This window comes from Sphingobacterium sp. xlx-130, from assembly GCF_011007405.1.
Classification (GTDB): Bacteria; Bacteroidota; Bacteroidia; order Sphingobacteriales; family Sphingobacteriaceae; genus Sphingobacterium; species Sphingobacterium luzhongxinii.
Window position 1 is genome coordinate 40,655 of record NZ_WFKN01000011.1, and the last position, 14,946, is coordinate 55,600.

Sequence of the window (14,946 nt, forward strand, 5' to 3'; positions counted from 1 at the left end):
GATTAGGATAGACGTATACAAAGGTATATAATAGTTTAATTTCTTTATACGTATTGTTAATAATATAAAGCATAATAATGCACGAAAAACTAAAATAAATTAATATCTTTAAAAAGCTATTTTATTTTCAATATATGAAATATCCATGTCGTAGAAACCGGACAAACACCCATGAATATTACATAAGACTCTAAAAAACAAATTATTTACATATGAATCCTGACGTATCTTTAATTTTAACCATCATCGGTGCTGTTATAGCCCTATTTTTTCTGTTTTATTTATTGCCTGTTAATCTATGGTTTACAGCACAATTGTCCAATGTACGGATTAGTCTTTTGAACCTGGTCTTAATGCGTTTACGTAAGGTGTCGCCGGCATTAGTTACCAATGCAATGATTACATCAACAAAAGCCGGATTACGTATCAGTACCAACGATATAGAGACGCACTATCTTGCTGGAGGAAATGTTAATAAAGTAATAAAGGCTCTAATTTCGGCTGATAAGGCTAATATTCCTTTGGATTTTAAGTTAGCGACCGCTATTGATTTGGCAGGACGTGATGTTTTCGATGCTGTTCAGCTTTCCGTTAATCCGCAGGTTATAAATACACCTCCAGTAGCAGCAGTTGCAAAAGACGGTATTCAATTAATTGCCAAAGCGCGTGTTACGGTACGAGCGAACATTAATCAATTAGTTGGAGGCGCGGGAGAGGAGACTATACTTGCGCGTGTTGGCGAGGGTATTGTTACTACGATAGGTTCTTCGGCCAATCACAAGGAAGTTCTAGAGAATCCAGATCGTATATCGAAAACTGTATTGTCCAAAGGATTGGATTCGGGGACGGCATTCGAGATATTATCTATTGATATTGCTGATATTGATATCGGGGAAAATGTAGGGGCAAAGCTACAGACTGATCAGGCGGAGGCTGACCTTAAGGTTGCTAACGCGCGCGCTGAAGAGCGTAGAGCTATGGCAGTAGCAAGCGAGCAGGAAATGAGAGCCAAGGCGCAGGAAGCAAAGGCTAAGGTTATTGAAGCCGAAGCTCAGGTGCCCTTAGCGATGGCTGAAGCTTTCCGTAGCGGCAATTTGGGTGTGATGGATTATTACAAAATGCAGAATATTCAGGCTGATACAGATATGCGTTCTTCTATATCTAACCCGAAGGGGAATGATAAAAGCAAATCGTAAGATTCGTGTTGTTTAGAGTTGTCTTCATTTCGGTGCATATTTTTTGAAGTCGGAATGAAGACAGTTTTTTCTGAAAGGAGGTGTTCCAAAAGCAACCCACGTCGTCACTGCAATAGAATAAATCAGTCTCTGGATTACCTAGAAATTGTTTGGTACCTTGCAAATCCGAGAAATAAAACTTTCTGAAAAGGTTTATTTTAGCTCGTTGTGATGTTGGTTTTTGAAAAAAACAAAACCTTGACGATGGGCGCCAAGGTTTGCTACTAACCAATTATAAACCTAAATTATGAAAAGACTATTTTATAAACAACTCATTATATTTCCGAATTGTTAACACAAAGTTACGTCAAGAAATGATAGGAGTCAATACCTTTGATAAAAAAAGTTGTGAAAACAACTACTTTGTGACAAATTTTTGATGTTTATGGTTTATATTGATAAATCTGTGGCTATTATGAGTAAATAAACGATTTAGCATATATGATTTAATCTTTACCTTTGTGTCTATTATGATTTATTCAACGCTGAAAAATATAAAATGTGTCGTTTTGGATGTCGATGGTGTCTTGACAAATGGCGAGATTTTAGTGACGGAAAGTGGCGATCAGCTACGTACATTTAATGTGAAAGACGGTTACGCAATTCAATATGCTACCCAACAAGGTTTATTGATTTTTGTAATTACAGGGGGACGTTCTCAGGGGGTTTTGAGCCGCTTGGAAGGCCTTCGGGTATCGGAGATACATTTAGGGGTTTCGGACAAATTAGGGCTTTTGCAGGATCTCGCCATCCACTATGGGTTGAGTTTTACTGAGATTGCGTTTATTGGCGACGATATGCCTGATTATACGTGTATGCAGCAGGTTAGTGCAGCCATTGCACCAGCGGATGCTGTTGAAGATATTAAAAAACTCAGCCACTACGTCTCTTCCAAAAAAGGGGGAGAAGGTGTTGTCCGAGAGATCATCGAAAAGATTTTGCGACTTCAGGATAAATGGCATTCCGATGTTTTTATAAAAAGTATTTGATATGTTGTTAGCAGAAGTTATGCATCGGATCCCGGTTATATTGGGGTCCCAATCACCACGTAGAAAAGAGCTTTTGGCATCTTTGGATCTGAGTTTTGAGGTGTTGGTGCGCGAGATTGAGGAGGTTGTACCCTCGCATGTACTGACAAGAGATGCGGCCGAATACATAGCGGTAGAAAAGATTAAAGCTTTTTCCGATTCTGAATTTTATGATCATGTTATTATTACGGCAGATACTGTTGTTGTAGACAACGCGGATAGGGTTCTTGGCAAACCTAAGGATGCGGCTGAGGCAAGGGAAGTTTTGTTAGCTTTGAGCGGATGTGCACATATTGTTTATACAGGGGTGGCAATAGCCTATCGTGGCGAAGTAAAAAGCTTTACCAGTATGACTGTAGTACGTTTTAGATCATTAGAGGTCGCTGAGATAGACTATTATCTGGATAAATATAAGCCTTATGACAAGGCGGGATCTTATGGTATTCAAGAATGGATAGGGCGTATAGGTGTGGTTTCAATCGAAGGGTCTTTCGAAAATGTCGTAGGGCTACCTACGAGTCATCTTTATAAAGAACTCAAGCAGATGTTTATCAAATAAAAAAAGGGCTGTTTTTGAAAACAGCCCTTTTTTTATTTGATATGGTATCTTACTCCCGAGTAGAACATTCTACCTGTAAGAGGCCCCCATAATAGGTTGGTGTCAAAGTACTGTCCAAATGGTTGATCAAAACCAAGTATTGGATCCTTTTGGTAATAGTTGCCAAGATTCTCTCCTCCGATATAGATATCAAAATTTTTGTTTCTACCTAAAGTTTTGCTGACTTGGGCATTCATCGTTACATAACCTTTCGAATGTGATGACAACTGGAATTCTACAGGATTAGCAGCTGTCGACGGCATTCTTTTTTCTCCCATAACATTTAATGTATAGTCAAATGACCACCCACTGTGTAGGTTATAGGCTAGGTTCATAAAACCTCTGTGTTTTGCTGTCAATGGTTTTTGTAAGCGCCCATTTTTATAGTCTGTCTGCACGTCTAATAGACGGTATGCAAAGCGTGCCTCAAAGTGCTGAGCCGGCATAAAGCGTAGTTCTGTTTGTAGGCTGTTTGAGAAAGATTTTCCATCCAAGTTATAGAAAGAAACTGTTCTTGCATCCTCGAAGTCGATAACAACTTGGTCTTGAAAGTTGTTATGAAACAATTCCATCGAAAAACCAGCTTCCCTTCCAAATAATTGAAAGTTTTGGTCTAATGACAAACCAGTATTCCAAGATACTTCGGGTTTCAAACCATAAGCATTATTCTGATTCGCTAAAGAAGCAAAATCTATAGTACGGCTAGAGGCAAAGATACTCATGTTTTCTGCGAAAATATTTGCAGTGCGCTGACCTCTTCCAGAACTAAGACGAAGTGTAGTTGTCGATGTAGGAGCATACCGTAAAACGGCTCTTGGCGTAGTAAACCAGCCGTATAAGGAGTTGTAATCCTGACGTAATCCCAATACAGCGTCAAAATTTTCAGCAGGACTGTATGTATATTCCGCGAATGCTCCCGTGACAGCCTCTTTTCTTTTAAAATTAAAGGTATTCACCGTTTCGTTGTAATCGTCATACGATACCGATGCACCAATTTTATATTTATGAGCTACCGAACCAATAACATCTTGAAAAATAAGATTAGCATATCCACTGTTTTGTTCACTTAGATAATTGGTAAGTCCGAAGTAGCTGTCCTGTTTATAGTTTGATCCTGACAACTGTAACCCCACGCTTCTTAATCTATTTTCAGGGAACACATACCCAATTTTAGCAAAGCCTTCAATACGCTGGTTGTCAAAGCCTAGGCCATAGCGGTTAGTTGTTCCTTTGTCGGTAGACTTATCAAAATCGGTTTGTCCTCCCGTGCGGTCATCTTTTAGATATTTAACACCGAACTGCGCAATTACACCCTTGCCATCTTCGTAATGCCATCTATTAATTCCCGAGAATAGGTTTCCTATAGGTACATCTCTAAAGCCATTGTCGCTATAGTTCATGTTCTTGTTGTACATGAAGTTGTCGTGTAATAAGAATCCGACAGACCATTTGTCGTTGAGTTTTTGAGCCAAGTTTAAGTTTACATCCGTCCGCCCAATATTATTAGCATAGGCATTGAAAAATAATTTGTCCGAATCGTGTGGTTTTTTCAATTCTACGTTGATTTGTCCGGCCATATTTTCAAAACCATTTACTACCGATCCGATCCCTTTAGAGATTTCGATCGAATTGATCCATGTACCAGCGATACTATTGAGTCCTAAAGGGGTAGCAAAACCACGAGGTCCTGGTAAGCCTTCAACTGTAAGTTGTGTATAGATACCGCTAAGACCTAGCATCTGAATCTGTTTACTACCCGTTACAGCATCGTTACTCACTACGTCTACAGAAACATTCGTCGAAAAACTCTCGCTAAGATCACAACAAGCGGCTTTGAACAACTCCTTTGTTGTCAATACTTCCATTCGATTAGGCTTTAATCTGTCGATGTATGTTGATTTTCTGCTTCTAGATACTATTACTTCAGACAGTACATTGTCTTTTGAGTGGATTATTAAAACTTCATGTAAATCCTTAACTTCTACGGTGTCAGGCGTCATTCCTGAATGGGAGAAAATCAAATGTTTATATCCTTTTTCGTGTTTAATTTTAAATACGCCGTTTTCATTACTGGTCGTTTGTTTTGCTGGATCTTCTAACCATTTAATATTAACGCCTGCGATAGGAGTCATTTCTGCTTTTACATCTTCATTTACCACGACACCAGTCACAATATGATCGTGGTTATGGTGTTCTTGTTCAGCTCTAGCCCCCCCTTTTTTATTGTCCTGACTGTGTTCAGCATGGTCATCGTGATTATGTCCGGCATGATCATCATGGTCATGTTTTTCTTCTTTAACAGCCCCTAGTCGCTCGTAGAGACAACATTCATGAAGTTTGGCATAGACCTCATCCGTTGTTTGTATTAAAGGTGTATCGTGACCTGCGTTGGCAATAGCTTGTTGAAGCTGCTTGAGATTCACTTGTTTTGAGTTGTATTTGGTCGTTAGTTTATGTGTTTTTAGGTCCCAAACGGCAGATTCTACACCTTGTATCTTTGCAGCAGTTTCGATCCTTTTTTTACACAGACCACAGTTTCCTGGTACTTCAAATATTGCCGTGCTATCAATTTGCGCGATACTAACCTGCGCTAGGAAAACAAATATAATTAATGATGTTATTTTGTATATAGTATTCATATATGTATTTAGTTGGACTTTTATAGCCATTAGATTACCTCGAAATATAGAGGCTGAATATATCCATGTAGTTGATTTTTTGAACATGAATAATCCATATAGATTCTCTTAAGTGACGAAATTATAAAGCATGACTATTGATGCTTAATATTGCCATCTGAAGATTCTATTCTAAATCCTAAAAATACAATTCAATAGAAAAGTCGGTGGAGAGGAGTTTGCACAGACAAAGCTATTTTTTAGAGGAAGCTTTTCTTTTTCCTTTTCCGACGCCACTGGTTTCGAATTAATCCAAAGCCTTGTCAGGATAAAGGGGGCAAAATGCACCGAAAAATGTGATTGTCCAGAAAATAGTTTATTAGCCAGCTGATCGATTTTAATCTCAATATCGCTGCATTTGCCATCGGAACATGTCTTTTGGTGCTCTGAGCCGGGTTTTTGCTCTTCTTGTTTTGCGCATAGTGGGCACGCGTCATGCCCTGCTTTTTCGTAGATACTAATTGATGTCCCTCCACAGCAATGATGCATGTACACCGAGCCCCCGAAAGAAACAGTGGTGTAGATCATACATATTAATACGGCTAGAAATCTTTTCATCGCTGGCAAATATAAAGTAAAATAAATGATAAAAAATACGATATACTTGCAACATTATTGTTATCTTGGTGTTAGCTAACCTTTAACTAATTATTATGATAGATTTTTTTGATCAGCCACTGGTGGCCATAGCCGGTATTGTGGGGCTAGTTTTAGCAGCTCTTTTATTGCTTAAAGTGTATACCAAGTTTATGTCGCGTGTCCAATAATTGACAGATTTCCCTCTTAGGGAGGACCCTTGAGAAATTTTTTATGGAAAAAGCGAGAGGGGGGCATCATAGCATTAAACAGCTTTATAAACCTTTAATTTTATTGCTATGCTATTTTCAGAGTCAGTTATTTTCAACAAAGAATGGATGGATGTCGTTTTTGTTGGTCGGAACAAAGCTTATGGAGCCTATCAGTTAAGACTTTTTGGAGAGAAAGCGATCCAGATTTCATTAGGTGGGGTTGTATTGATAGTTGCTGCTCTGTGTGGGCTATCTTTCATTGAGCCTACGTCGGAAAACATGTCGAATCAGCCAACAGCTACTATGAGCCTGACTGTTGTGGAGGTTGATGATTCCTTGCCATTGGAGGAAGAGATTGTCAGGCCTAAGGAGCCGGAAGGCGACGTACAACAGGTATCACAGGATGTACCAGCTGTCGATCTGGTAAAGTTTACAGAAATAAATCCTACAGATGCAGCGTCTGTCAAAGAAGATGTGATCGCTACGTTAGAGACCTTAGCGCCCAAGAAGATGATTGCGGCTATTTCTATGAAGGGTGAAAAAGGTGGCACCTTGATTCCTAAGGGGACGTTTGGCAAGGAAAAGCGAGAAGGGGCTTCCGTTGGCCGTTCTATAGGAGATGTGACAGGTGGTGGTGGTAAGAATGGTACATTTACATCGGTAGAAATAATGCCCATGCCCCCAGGAGGAATGAAAGCGTTTGTGGATTGGGTGGCTGTTAATTATCAGTTCCCATCGGCAGCTGTAGACAATGAGGCTGCTGGTGTGATACAGGTTTCTTTTGTCGTTGAGAAAGATGGCGGACTGAGTTCCTTTGAGGTGATTAGAGATTTGGGATTCGGTACAGGAGATCAGGCTATAAAACTGTTGAAAAAAGCGAAGAAATGGAGCCCCGGTATCCAAAATGGTATTCCTGTTCGGGTTGCTTACACCTTGCCGATTCGGCTTAGTACGATTCAGCAATAATAATCGATTGTCATTTCGAATAATAGATTTCAATTTGTTATCTCTCGTTCGAAATGACTTCTGAGAAATATTTATAGAGATTTTATTTGCAGATAAATGTTTTTCCAATCGGTTCCTCTTTTCCAAGATGGCCCCTTTTCTACTAATGAGATTACTTTTGAATTTAACGTTTTGTCAGAAGACTTCAATACAGAGATGCGAATCGGAGTACCCTTCTTATCCAATTCCATTTGGATATTAAAAGTGTAGTTGGTACTAGTGTGTTTTGCAAGTTCTTCATGAAAATAAGCTAGGTATTTTTCCCATCCGACAGAAGGTATGCTCTTGTTGATTTTTGCTGCACCACTGGCATCCACCTCTTCCGATCTATTTTCTTTTGGGGATAGTAAGATAGTTTGTTCGCCACTTTCAGCAGCAATTTCCCTTGCATTGTAGCCATTAGCATTGATTTCCAGATTTTTTTTGCTGTTTGCAGCATACGCAAAACGCCCCTCTGCATCGGTGACTACCACATTGTCGTTTTGCAGATCTTTTACAGCAGCTCCAGCCAGGGGTTGTCTAGATTGTTGATCAATAACCTGACCCAATATAAAGCTGGTTTGTGGATCTAAGCCCATATTACTGAGCCTTGCTCTCATCTGTGCTGCTGATGGCGTATTATTTGGGTTAACACTTACCCGAGCGTCAGGGACTTTAGACTGAAGCTGCCTTCTAGAGTTGGACGCCAATAAGTTTGATTTATCTGTAGCTTCTGTGTTGATCATAATCACATCACTCTCGTGTTTTGGATGTCCTAAGTTTAACGTTTCAGCTATATCTTGCGAAAGCTCCACATTTTTTTCCACCGGCGTATACGCTAGTATATGTTTTTCATGGGGCGTGAGCGATCTATTTCCTGAAGACGCTTGTTCTTCGCTCTGTCTGTTTTCCGGATGCGTTGTTGAGGGCTGTGGTGTTACATGGGACAACACCTGGTTGGTGCTGTCATTTGCTGTAGCTTCTAGAATGTCAGCCTGAGTAGGAGCACTTATTGATTCAGGGGCCTTACTTGCCATAGCTTGCTCTGTTTTAGGGGTGTTGTTCTGTTGGTTCCAGAACAAAATTCCTACGGTAGCTAGCAATATTATTGAAGCAGCAATCTGGAGATATCGATTGTACCATATGGGGCGTTTAAGACTTTGTTGTTGCGTGCGCTGATCAATCTGTTGGCGGATGCTGTGTAGTAGTATAGGATCCGATCCGTGTTCTTTCTCTATTTCCATTCCCATAAGTATATCCATCAGCATCTCATCCTCATGAGCAGCACGTTCTATTTCGTGCATTTCTCGTGCAGATAATTCGCCATTAACATACTTGCGTAGTTGGTCCATATCGAAAGTGAATTTACGCATTGGTTTTATCCATACAGTTTTTTAAATTTCTTTTTCCGTTCTGAATGTAGCTTTTCACTTCATTCATGCTATACCCTGTTATTTGCGCGACTTCTTTGTAACAATGCTCGTTGATAAAAAAAAGATCCACGGTTACCTTTTGCTTTTCCGGAAGCTTTTCTATGCAATGTTCCAATAAAGACAGCCTTCCTTCTTTTTCAGCATAGCTTTCTTCCTGATGCATATTCGTGGGAAATTCCACAAATTCGTCCACAGAAATTTCTAATTTGCCTTTTTTTGATCGCAGATCCATTAAGCAGTAGTTTTTGCTTACCACATATAGCCATTTCGGAAAACTTGCAATATCCTGTTTTTTAATTTTGGTTATCAATTCTTCAAAGATTTGCATCACACTGTCTTTGCTTTTTTCCTCGTCTTTGAAGTAGCGTAAGCATACGTAGTATACCATTTCGGCATGCTTGCTGTACAAAATGCCCAACGCTTCCATATCATTAGCCTGAAGATACCGTCTCAATAAGACAGTGTCTTCTTCGTTCGGAGGAAAGGCAGGATTGTACAGTTTCATAAAATTGCGCTCAAATTAGTGCTTTTTTTTCAGAGTATCAGTTATTTAATGTTAAAATTAGGCTTTTTGCCCCATCTTATTTACAATGGAGACCAATATACATATGCTTCTTTAATGTACTGATACCTGTTTTGAGCGTCCGGGGCAATGAATGATAAGTTGCCGCCTTCGGCGCCCGGGAATGAGGTTGCCAACTCTATTTTACCATAGTGCTCAAAAGCATTTAGGATGGTGAAATCTTCCATAGGGAATTCGCCTCCATCATCCACACGCCAGGTACTCATTTCATTATATTCGGCATTAAATTCCTGAATAAACAATGTTGATGTAGCATTTGTTTTGGCTACGAGTACGACAGTCAGGCTATCTGCAACGGGGGCTAATTGCATTAAGAAGACACTGTCCTTTTGTGATGTCGTCGCTATCAGTTTAGCATTTGTTATGGATCTGTTGTATGTTTTTTTCAACTCGGAGGTTACGCTACTGCTCGAAGCATCTGCAAAGTTGTTTTTGATCGTAAGTGGCTTTCTGTTTTTCAAAAATACATCGCTACAAAGTAGGACATACGCTTCATCTGGTTTTGCCTGTTCCGTAAGTGTGAAAACGGCACCTGGGATGTTGTCAAAATTATCAGGTGTTTGTCTTCCATTATACGTGTTCCCTTCTTTTTGGGTTTTAGTAAATTCTAATTTATAGGATTGCGCATTGACCCAAGCATGCTTGAGTTTCTTTTTGTCTGCAGGCCGTTCTTCATCATCGATCAAGATAATTTGGTTGCGCAAATTATTGAATAGACCAAAGCCAACGTCACGATAGGAGAGTGTGTCTTCCATTGTGCTTTCTATCGTTGGCTGAGCTACGCTGTCTTGGCCCTGCGTACTTTTGCTCTCCTGTGGTTGGGTGCTGTTACAGCCGGTGTATAAGCTTAACGATAGGATGCCTAGCGGTACGAATAACCACTGGTTGAGTGCGTTTTTCATGTTTACAAATTTAGTGTAAAATGTTCTGGAATTACAGTTGTTTGTACAAAAGGATTTGATGTATTTTGGCTAGTTCATGAGACGAGCGCTGAGTTATGTTTGAAATAGGTCATGTTTAAATCACAAATGTGGAAAACTATCTGTTTTATGGTATTATTGTGAGCGACTATATTCGTGTAAATAGGAGGATATACTATGACACTAACGAAACACTTATTTATATTGCTGCTCCTCGTATCGCTCATTTTTACATCCTGTGGGGCCAGGAAGAAAACTTTGTACAGCAAGGAGCATAAACCGACAACAGGGACTAGCAATCCAACAAATAAAAAAAATAAGGGTAATCTTACTGCTTACTACGCAGAGCTGCTCGGTACAGATGCTCGGGGTATGAATGCAGATCTTTATTCCTTTATTGATGATTGGATGGGCAGCCCACATCGTATGGGAGGACTTACACGTTCAGGCATCGATTGTTCAGCTTTTGTAGGAATGGTCTATAATGAAGTATATAGCAAAGATCTACCGCGCACATCTCGGGATATGGCCGAGCATATCAAACGGAAGTATGATGACCAACTCAAAGAAGGAGATCTGGTGTTTTTTTCGTTTGGAGGGAGAGATATAGATCATGTTGGCGTTTATTTACACAATGGAAAATTTGTACATGTATCTACCAAACAAGGTGTCGTCATCTCCAATCTTAAAGACGTATGGTATTATAAATATTTTAAACGTTGCGGCACGCCGAGCGTTTAAAACACCAAGATCCAACTTGATGACCTTGGTGTTTTTATTATCTTTACTGTTTAATACGTTATTCAATAGTAAACCATGTATAGCTTTCCGCTGGTATAGTAAATGTGTACTGTGCTTTGAAAAAGCGATCCAGTTCTAATTTTTCGACTTTATCTCCATCCACCTTAAGGGTTGCTACCTTAGTGAGGCCTGTGTAGTACAAAGGGATCTCCACAGTTCGGCTGATTGGAGTTTTTAATGGGTTGAATAACATCCCCAGGGCTTTGTGTGTTTTTTCCAGCGCGTTGACATGCAAAAAGCCATCCCAATCACGGCCATCAGCTCGTCTTAGGTGAATGATATCAGAGTTTAATATTCTTCTATGGTCCTTGTACCATCTTATCACTTCTGTAACCACTTGTTTTGTCGCTTCAGTATCATATAATCGTGGTCCTCGATAACAAGCTTGCACACCTGCACCGTAATATTGCATCATTAATTGCTTGTAATCTTCCAGGTGATCGTTCAATGGTTCTAAGATAGCCTCTTTCCCTCCACCTTGATAGGCCGTTAACGGTACGAATCCCCAGCCCATTGACGGGGTTTGTTCCCACAATGCGTCGTAAATATTTTGTCTGTTCAATATCCGTTGGTTCTCACGAGGTAAAGAAAAATTCACTTCACGGTAGCCAAGTCCTGTTTTATTTGCGCCGTCTAGAAAATACCAATCCGGAGAGTTGATGTATACACCTCTTGCATTGAGCCAGTGATACAGCTCCTTCTGCATGTTGAATTGGGTCCATTGGCTGTCTTCAAGACCATGATGTCCAGGATGCGACGTCGAGGCGCACTGATCCCCCGGAAAGGGACCATCATTTTCCCATATATCAAACCCTGTTTTTTCAAAAAATGTCTTTATGCGTTGTGCATAGCCAATTCCCCAGTGAGAACCGAAGCAAGGAGCATTGTTAAAAAAAGTCCCTCCAGTCTTACCTGTTTTTGGATTAATAATGTCGTCGTCTTCACTGATCTTGCGGGAGCTAAAGAGTGAATATGTGCCGATCTTAATATTTTTGCTATGGGCATAGTCTGCAATTTTCTTTAAGTTGGATAGGTTCTGTGCGGTCGTATCTTCCATATTTACGTGACTTCCAAAACTTAGAATAAGGGCTTCATATCCCGTGGCTGCACATTGATCTATGGCTGTATAAACCTGATCATCGTTACGACTTACCAAATGCATGAAAATAGGATTTGCAGTCGTCCATGGTGCGATTGCTCTGTACATTTTGCGTATAGCAAGCCCCCGTCTTTCGCGGTCATAGCTATCCATAAGGAGTTCCCAAGAACGAATGGATGTAAAGTTCTCTCCCGTGGAGATCTTTATGCCAACCCCTTTTTTAGGATATATTTCTAGGATGGCAGGTGTCGTATATGCATAATTGACCTGTGATGTATACGTCGAGTCAGTTTTCCAGTGCAGTGATTGATCACTAAGGTGATAGCGCATAGCATTATTAAAAGCAAAATTGCTCTCGATATAAATACCTTGCTGTTTGCGCATGTCTTGGAGCGAACCGACTACAGCGCTTTCTTCTTCTACGAGTGCTAGCTTCTCATGAATCACCTGGTTGATCTGTATGGACTCTTTGCCATTGTTAGACAGTGTCACCCATTTGGAAAGCAATGGTAGATCATCATATATAGCATAGTGTACCCTTAATTCTATAGCTGTAAGCTTTGCGTCTGCGGGAGGAGCGAATGTTAGTGTTAGTACCTTGCCTGTTCCTGCATTTTTACGCATAGCCCACCATCGATCACCATCCCAAGGGAGTAGGGGAGATAGGTCACTGATTTCATGTTTGACATAGCTGAAATCTTTCTGATGAGCCTTAAAATCTTTCATCCATTCCGGACGGAGGTACGCTTTTTCTTTCTGTCCATGTGCCCCACCAACATTGTACCAGTGACCATTGAGCTGGATTTGAGCTTCGGGCTGTACCGCCCGAAGTAATTGCTGTCCAGTGATTAGATTGGTGTAGTCAAAACAGTATGCATTAGGCGCTATGTTGAACGATCTGCGTACCAACCCATTTTGTAATATTATTTGGCTACCTTTGATTTGTATCTGTGCGACATGACTCCCAGTCTGTGCTAGCTGCCAGTCATTTTTTTGATAACTTTGTGCAAATAGCGCTGTAGAGCAAAGTATACAACCCAGTATCGTGATTAATTTAATTTGAAAGTGTCTTATTATCATGGTTATTTGTTTGCGTGTTACATTCCTGCCAATGGATCAAATGTTCCATTGCCCCATCCTTTCGTTTGTTGCAGCTTGGAGTTGCCCTGTAAAGTTGCCGTAGAAAGAGGCAAGAAATACATGTTTTGATTATAGATCATAGGCGAAAAATCTTTTTCTGTCAGCGTATAAGTATAACCTCCCGGTTCTCCTGCTTGCTGGTGCAGGACCAGTGCAAATCTCTTTTGCTGTCCGACCATGATCTGATCCATCAGTTTCCAACGTCTCAGATCCCAAAGACGTTTTTGTTCAAATGCGAATTCGATATAGCGTTCATCCTGTATAGCTTGACGCATGGCAGCTTGTCCCATATTCGGATCTAAACCATATAGTTTGCCCGCTAGTTCAATATCACCAGGTGTCGTCTCGTTGATTCCGGCACGCTTACGTATGGTCTTAAGTACGTCAAATGCTTCATTTAGCTTATTGCTCTCCATGGCAGCTTCAGCCATATTCATCAAGACCTCTGCGTATCGCATTTCTATAAAATCCGTTCCCGAGATCTGTGAATTTGTGATATCGAGCGATTCGTCTATAGCCTTGCGCGAATAATAACCCGTTATGGATCCATTTTGTTTACCATAAGCATACCCATTTTGCGCATTGTCATATAGAGCCATGGTTGTACCTAAATAGTTTACGCCGTTGTACACGATGGTTGTGTAGAATCGGTCATCTCTATTCTGCCAACTCAAAGTTGCATTACCGGCATGTTGAGCTGCATTCCATTGTGTTTTTTTACCACTTTTTAAGGGAAATGCGTCCACCAGTTTTTGGATAGGATGATTGGCGCCTGTGGCATTGGCTGTAAAATCGATGGGGCGTACAGCTGCATCCCGATTTTGGGTTCGGCCCGGTTGTAGGTAGCGGATCGCAAATATTACCTCTTTATTCATTTCCGCTAGGAATAGCTCTTGGTTACTGTATTTTGCGGTAAGTCCGTAACCATTAACGTCTAGAAACTGAAGCGCATCCTTGTTGGCTTGGTAGGCATTTTCCCAATGTATCGTAGCATTGCTTGGGTTGAATTGAGGACTGGCTCTAAACAAGAGGATCCGGCCTTTTAATGCTAATGCCGCACCTTTCGTTATTCTCCCAAGATCTTCAGCTGCAGGATATTTAATCGGAAGCTCCTCTATTGCCTGATTTAGTTCGTTGATGATAAAGTCGAAACAATCTTTTGTGCTACTACGTTCTATCAATAGATCGTCATTGCGATCCTGAGTTGTAGTGATTAATGGCACACCTCCATACAGTTTTACCATTTCGAAATAGGTATATGCCCGGATAAAGCGGACCTGTCCACGTAGTTTTTGACGGATATCTTCCGCTATAGTACTTTGGGGACCATCGATTTCTTTCAGGAAAATATTCATATTCCTAATTTGTGCATAAGGCCAATATCCAGGACCTCCATTGTCAATGGTGGTAGTTCCGTCAATCCATTGGTTCCTCCTGGCAGTTTCGTCGGTTGCGTCAAATAGACCTGTGTTCCATCCGGGGATAGTCATATAGATACTGTTGGCAAAAGCTGTCGCCAATTTTGGATCTGACCAGACATAAGGCTCACTGATTGCGGATAGATCATTTTTATCTAGTACTTTGCTGCAGGAGCTGAAAGTGATCAAACCTACAGCAATAAGGTTATATAATGTTGAAAATCTTTTCATCGTTAATCGT

At 40.5% G+C, this 14,946-nt stretch carries 12 protein-coding genes; 5 read left to right on the forward strand and 7 right to left on the reverse strand.

Going from position 1 to position 14,946, the window contains the following annotated elements; genetic code table 11:
- Positions 1-212 precede the first annotated feature (212 nt).
- The 3 genes from floA to G7B18_RS16800 all read left to right on the forward strand — a co-directional run bounded on the left by floA (position 213) and on the right by G7B18_RS16800 (position 2,822).
- Positions 213-1,196: a flotillin-like protein FloA gene (gene floA / locus G7B18_RS16790; RefSeq protein WP_164112839.1), complete on the forward strand. Its 984-nt coding sequence runs from the start codon at positions 213-215 to the stop codon at positions 1,194-1,196.
- A 509-nt stretch (positions 1,197-1,705) separates the two neighbouring features.
- Positions 1,706-2,224, forward strand: coding sequence for a KdsC family phosphatase (locus G7B18_RS16795; RefSeq protein ID WP_164112838.1), 519 nt, complete (start codon positions 1,706-1,708; stop codon positions 2,222-2,224).
- A gap of 1 nt (position 2,225) precedes the next feature.
- A complete protein-coding gene (locus G7B18_RS16800; protein ID WP_205600279.1) occupies positions 2,226-2,822 on the forward strand; it encodes a Maf family protein in 597 nt (198 codons plus the stop codon).
- A gap of 32 nt (positions 2,823-2,854) precedes the next feature.
- Here the strand turns inward: G7B18_RS16800 and G7B18_RS16805 are convergent, their stop codons facing one another.
- A complete protein-coding gene (locus G7B18_RS16805; protein WP_240452890.1) occupies positions 2,855-5,500 on the reverse strand; it encodes a TonB-dependent receptor domain-containing protein in 2,646 nt (881 codons plus the stop codon).
- A 171-nt stretch (positions 5,501-5,671) separates the two neighbouring features.
- Entirely contained in the window at positions 5,672-6,097 is a 426-nt protein-coding gene (locus G7B18_RS16810) for a hypothetical protein (protein WP_164112836.1), read from the reverse strand.
- Positions 6,098-6,414: 317 nt separating this feature from the next.
- Between G7B18_RS16810 and G7B18_RS16815 the strand changes: the two genes are divergently transcribed.
- Positions 6,415-7,293, forward strand: a complete 879-nt coding sequence (locus G7B18_RS16815) for an energy transducer TonB (RefSeq protein ID WP_164123533.1) — start codon at positions 6,415-6,417, stop codon at positions 7,291-7,293.
- A gap of 71 nt (positions 7,294-7,364) precedes the next feature.
- Here G7B18_RS16815 and G7B18_RS16820 read toward each other — a convergent pair whose 3' ends face one another.
- The 3 genes from G7B18_RS16820 to G7B18_RS16830 form a co-directional block, all read right to left on the reverse strand.
- Positions 7,365-8,684, reverse strand: coding sequence for a carboxypeptidase-like regulatory domain-containing protein (locus G7B18_RS16820; RefSeq protein WP_164112834.1), 1,320 nt, complete (start codon positions 8,682-8,684; stop codon positions 7,365-7,367).
- Positions 8,677-9,249: an RNA polymerase sigma factor gene (locus G7B18_RS16825; protein WP_164112833.1), complete on the reverse strand. Its 573-nt coding sequence runs from the start codon at positions 9,247-9,249 to the stop codon at positions 8,677-8,679. Before G7B18_RS16825 ends, G7B18_RS16820 begins: the two co-directional genes overlap by 8 nt.
- Before the next feature lie 80 nt (positions 9,250-9,329).
- Positions 9,330-10,229: a hypothetical protein gene (locus G7B18_RS16830; protein WP_164112832.1), complete on the reverse strand. Its 900-nt coding sequence runs from the start codon at positions 10,227-10,229 to the stop codon at positions 9,330-9,332.
- A 195-nt stretch (positions 10,230-10,424) separates the two neighbouring features.
- Between G7B18_RS16830 and G7B18_RS16835 the strand changes: the two genes are divergently transcribed.
- Positions 10,425-10,988 (forward strand): C40 family peptidase, encoded by a 564-nt coding sequence (locus tag G7B18_RS16835; RefSeq protein WP_164123535.1) that lies wholly within the window; start codon positions 10,425-10,427, stop codon positions 10,986-10,988.
- Between the two features lie 58 nt (positions 10,989-11,046).
- Here the strand turns inward: G7B18_RS16835 and G7B18_RS16840 are convergent, their stop codons facing one another.
- Both G7B18_RS16840 and G7B18_RS16845 read right to left on the reverse strand, forming a co-directional pair.
- Positions 11,047-13,227 (reverse strand): alpha-galactosidase, encoded by a 2,181-nt coding sequence (locus G7B18_RS16840; protein ID WP_164123537.1) that lies wholly within the window; start codon positions 13,225-13,227, stop codon positions 11,047-11,049.
- Between the two features lie 17 nt (positions 13,228-13,244).
- Complete coding sequence (locus G7B18_RS16845; protein ID WP_164123538.1) at positions 13,245-14,936, reverse strand: RagB/SusD family nutrient uptake outer membrane protein; 1,692 nt, start codon at positions 14,934-14,936, stop codon at positions 13,245-13,247.
- Positions 14,937-14,946 lie beyond the last annotated feature (10 nt).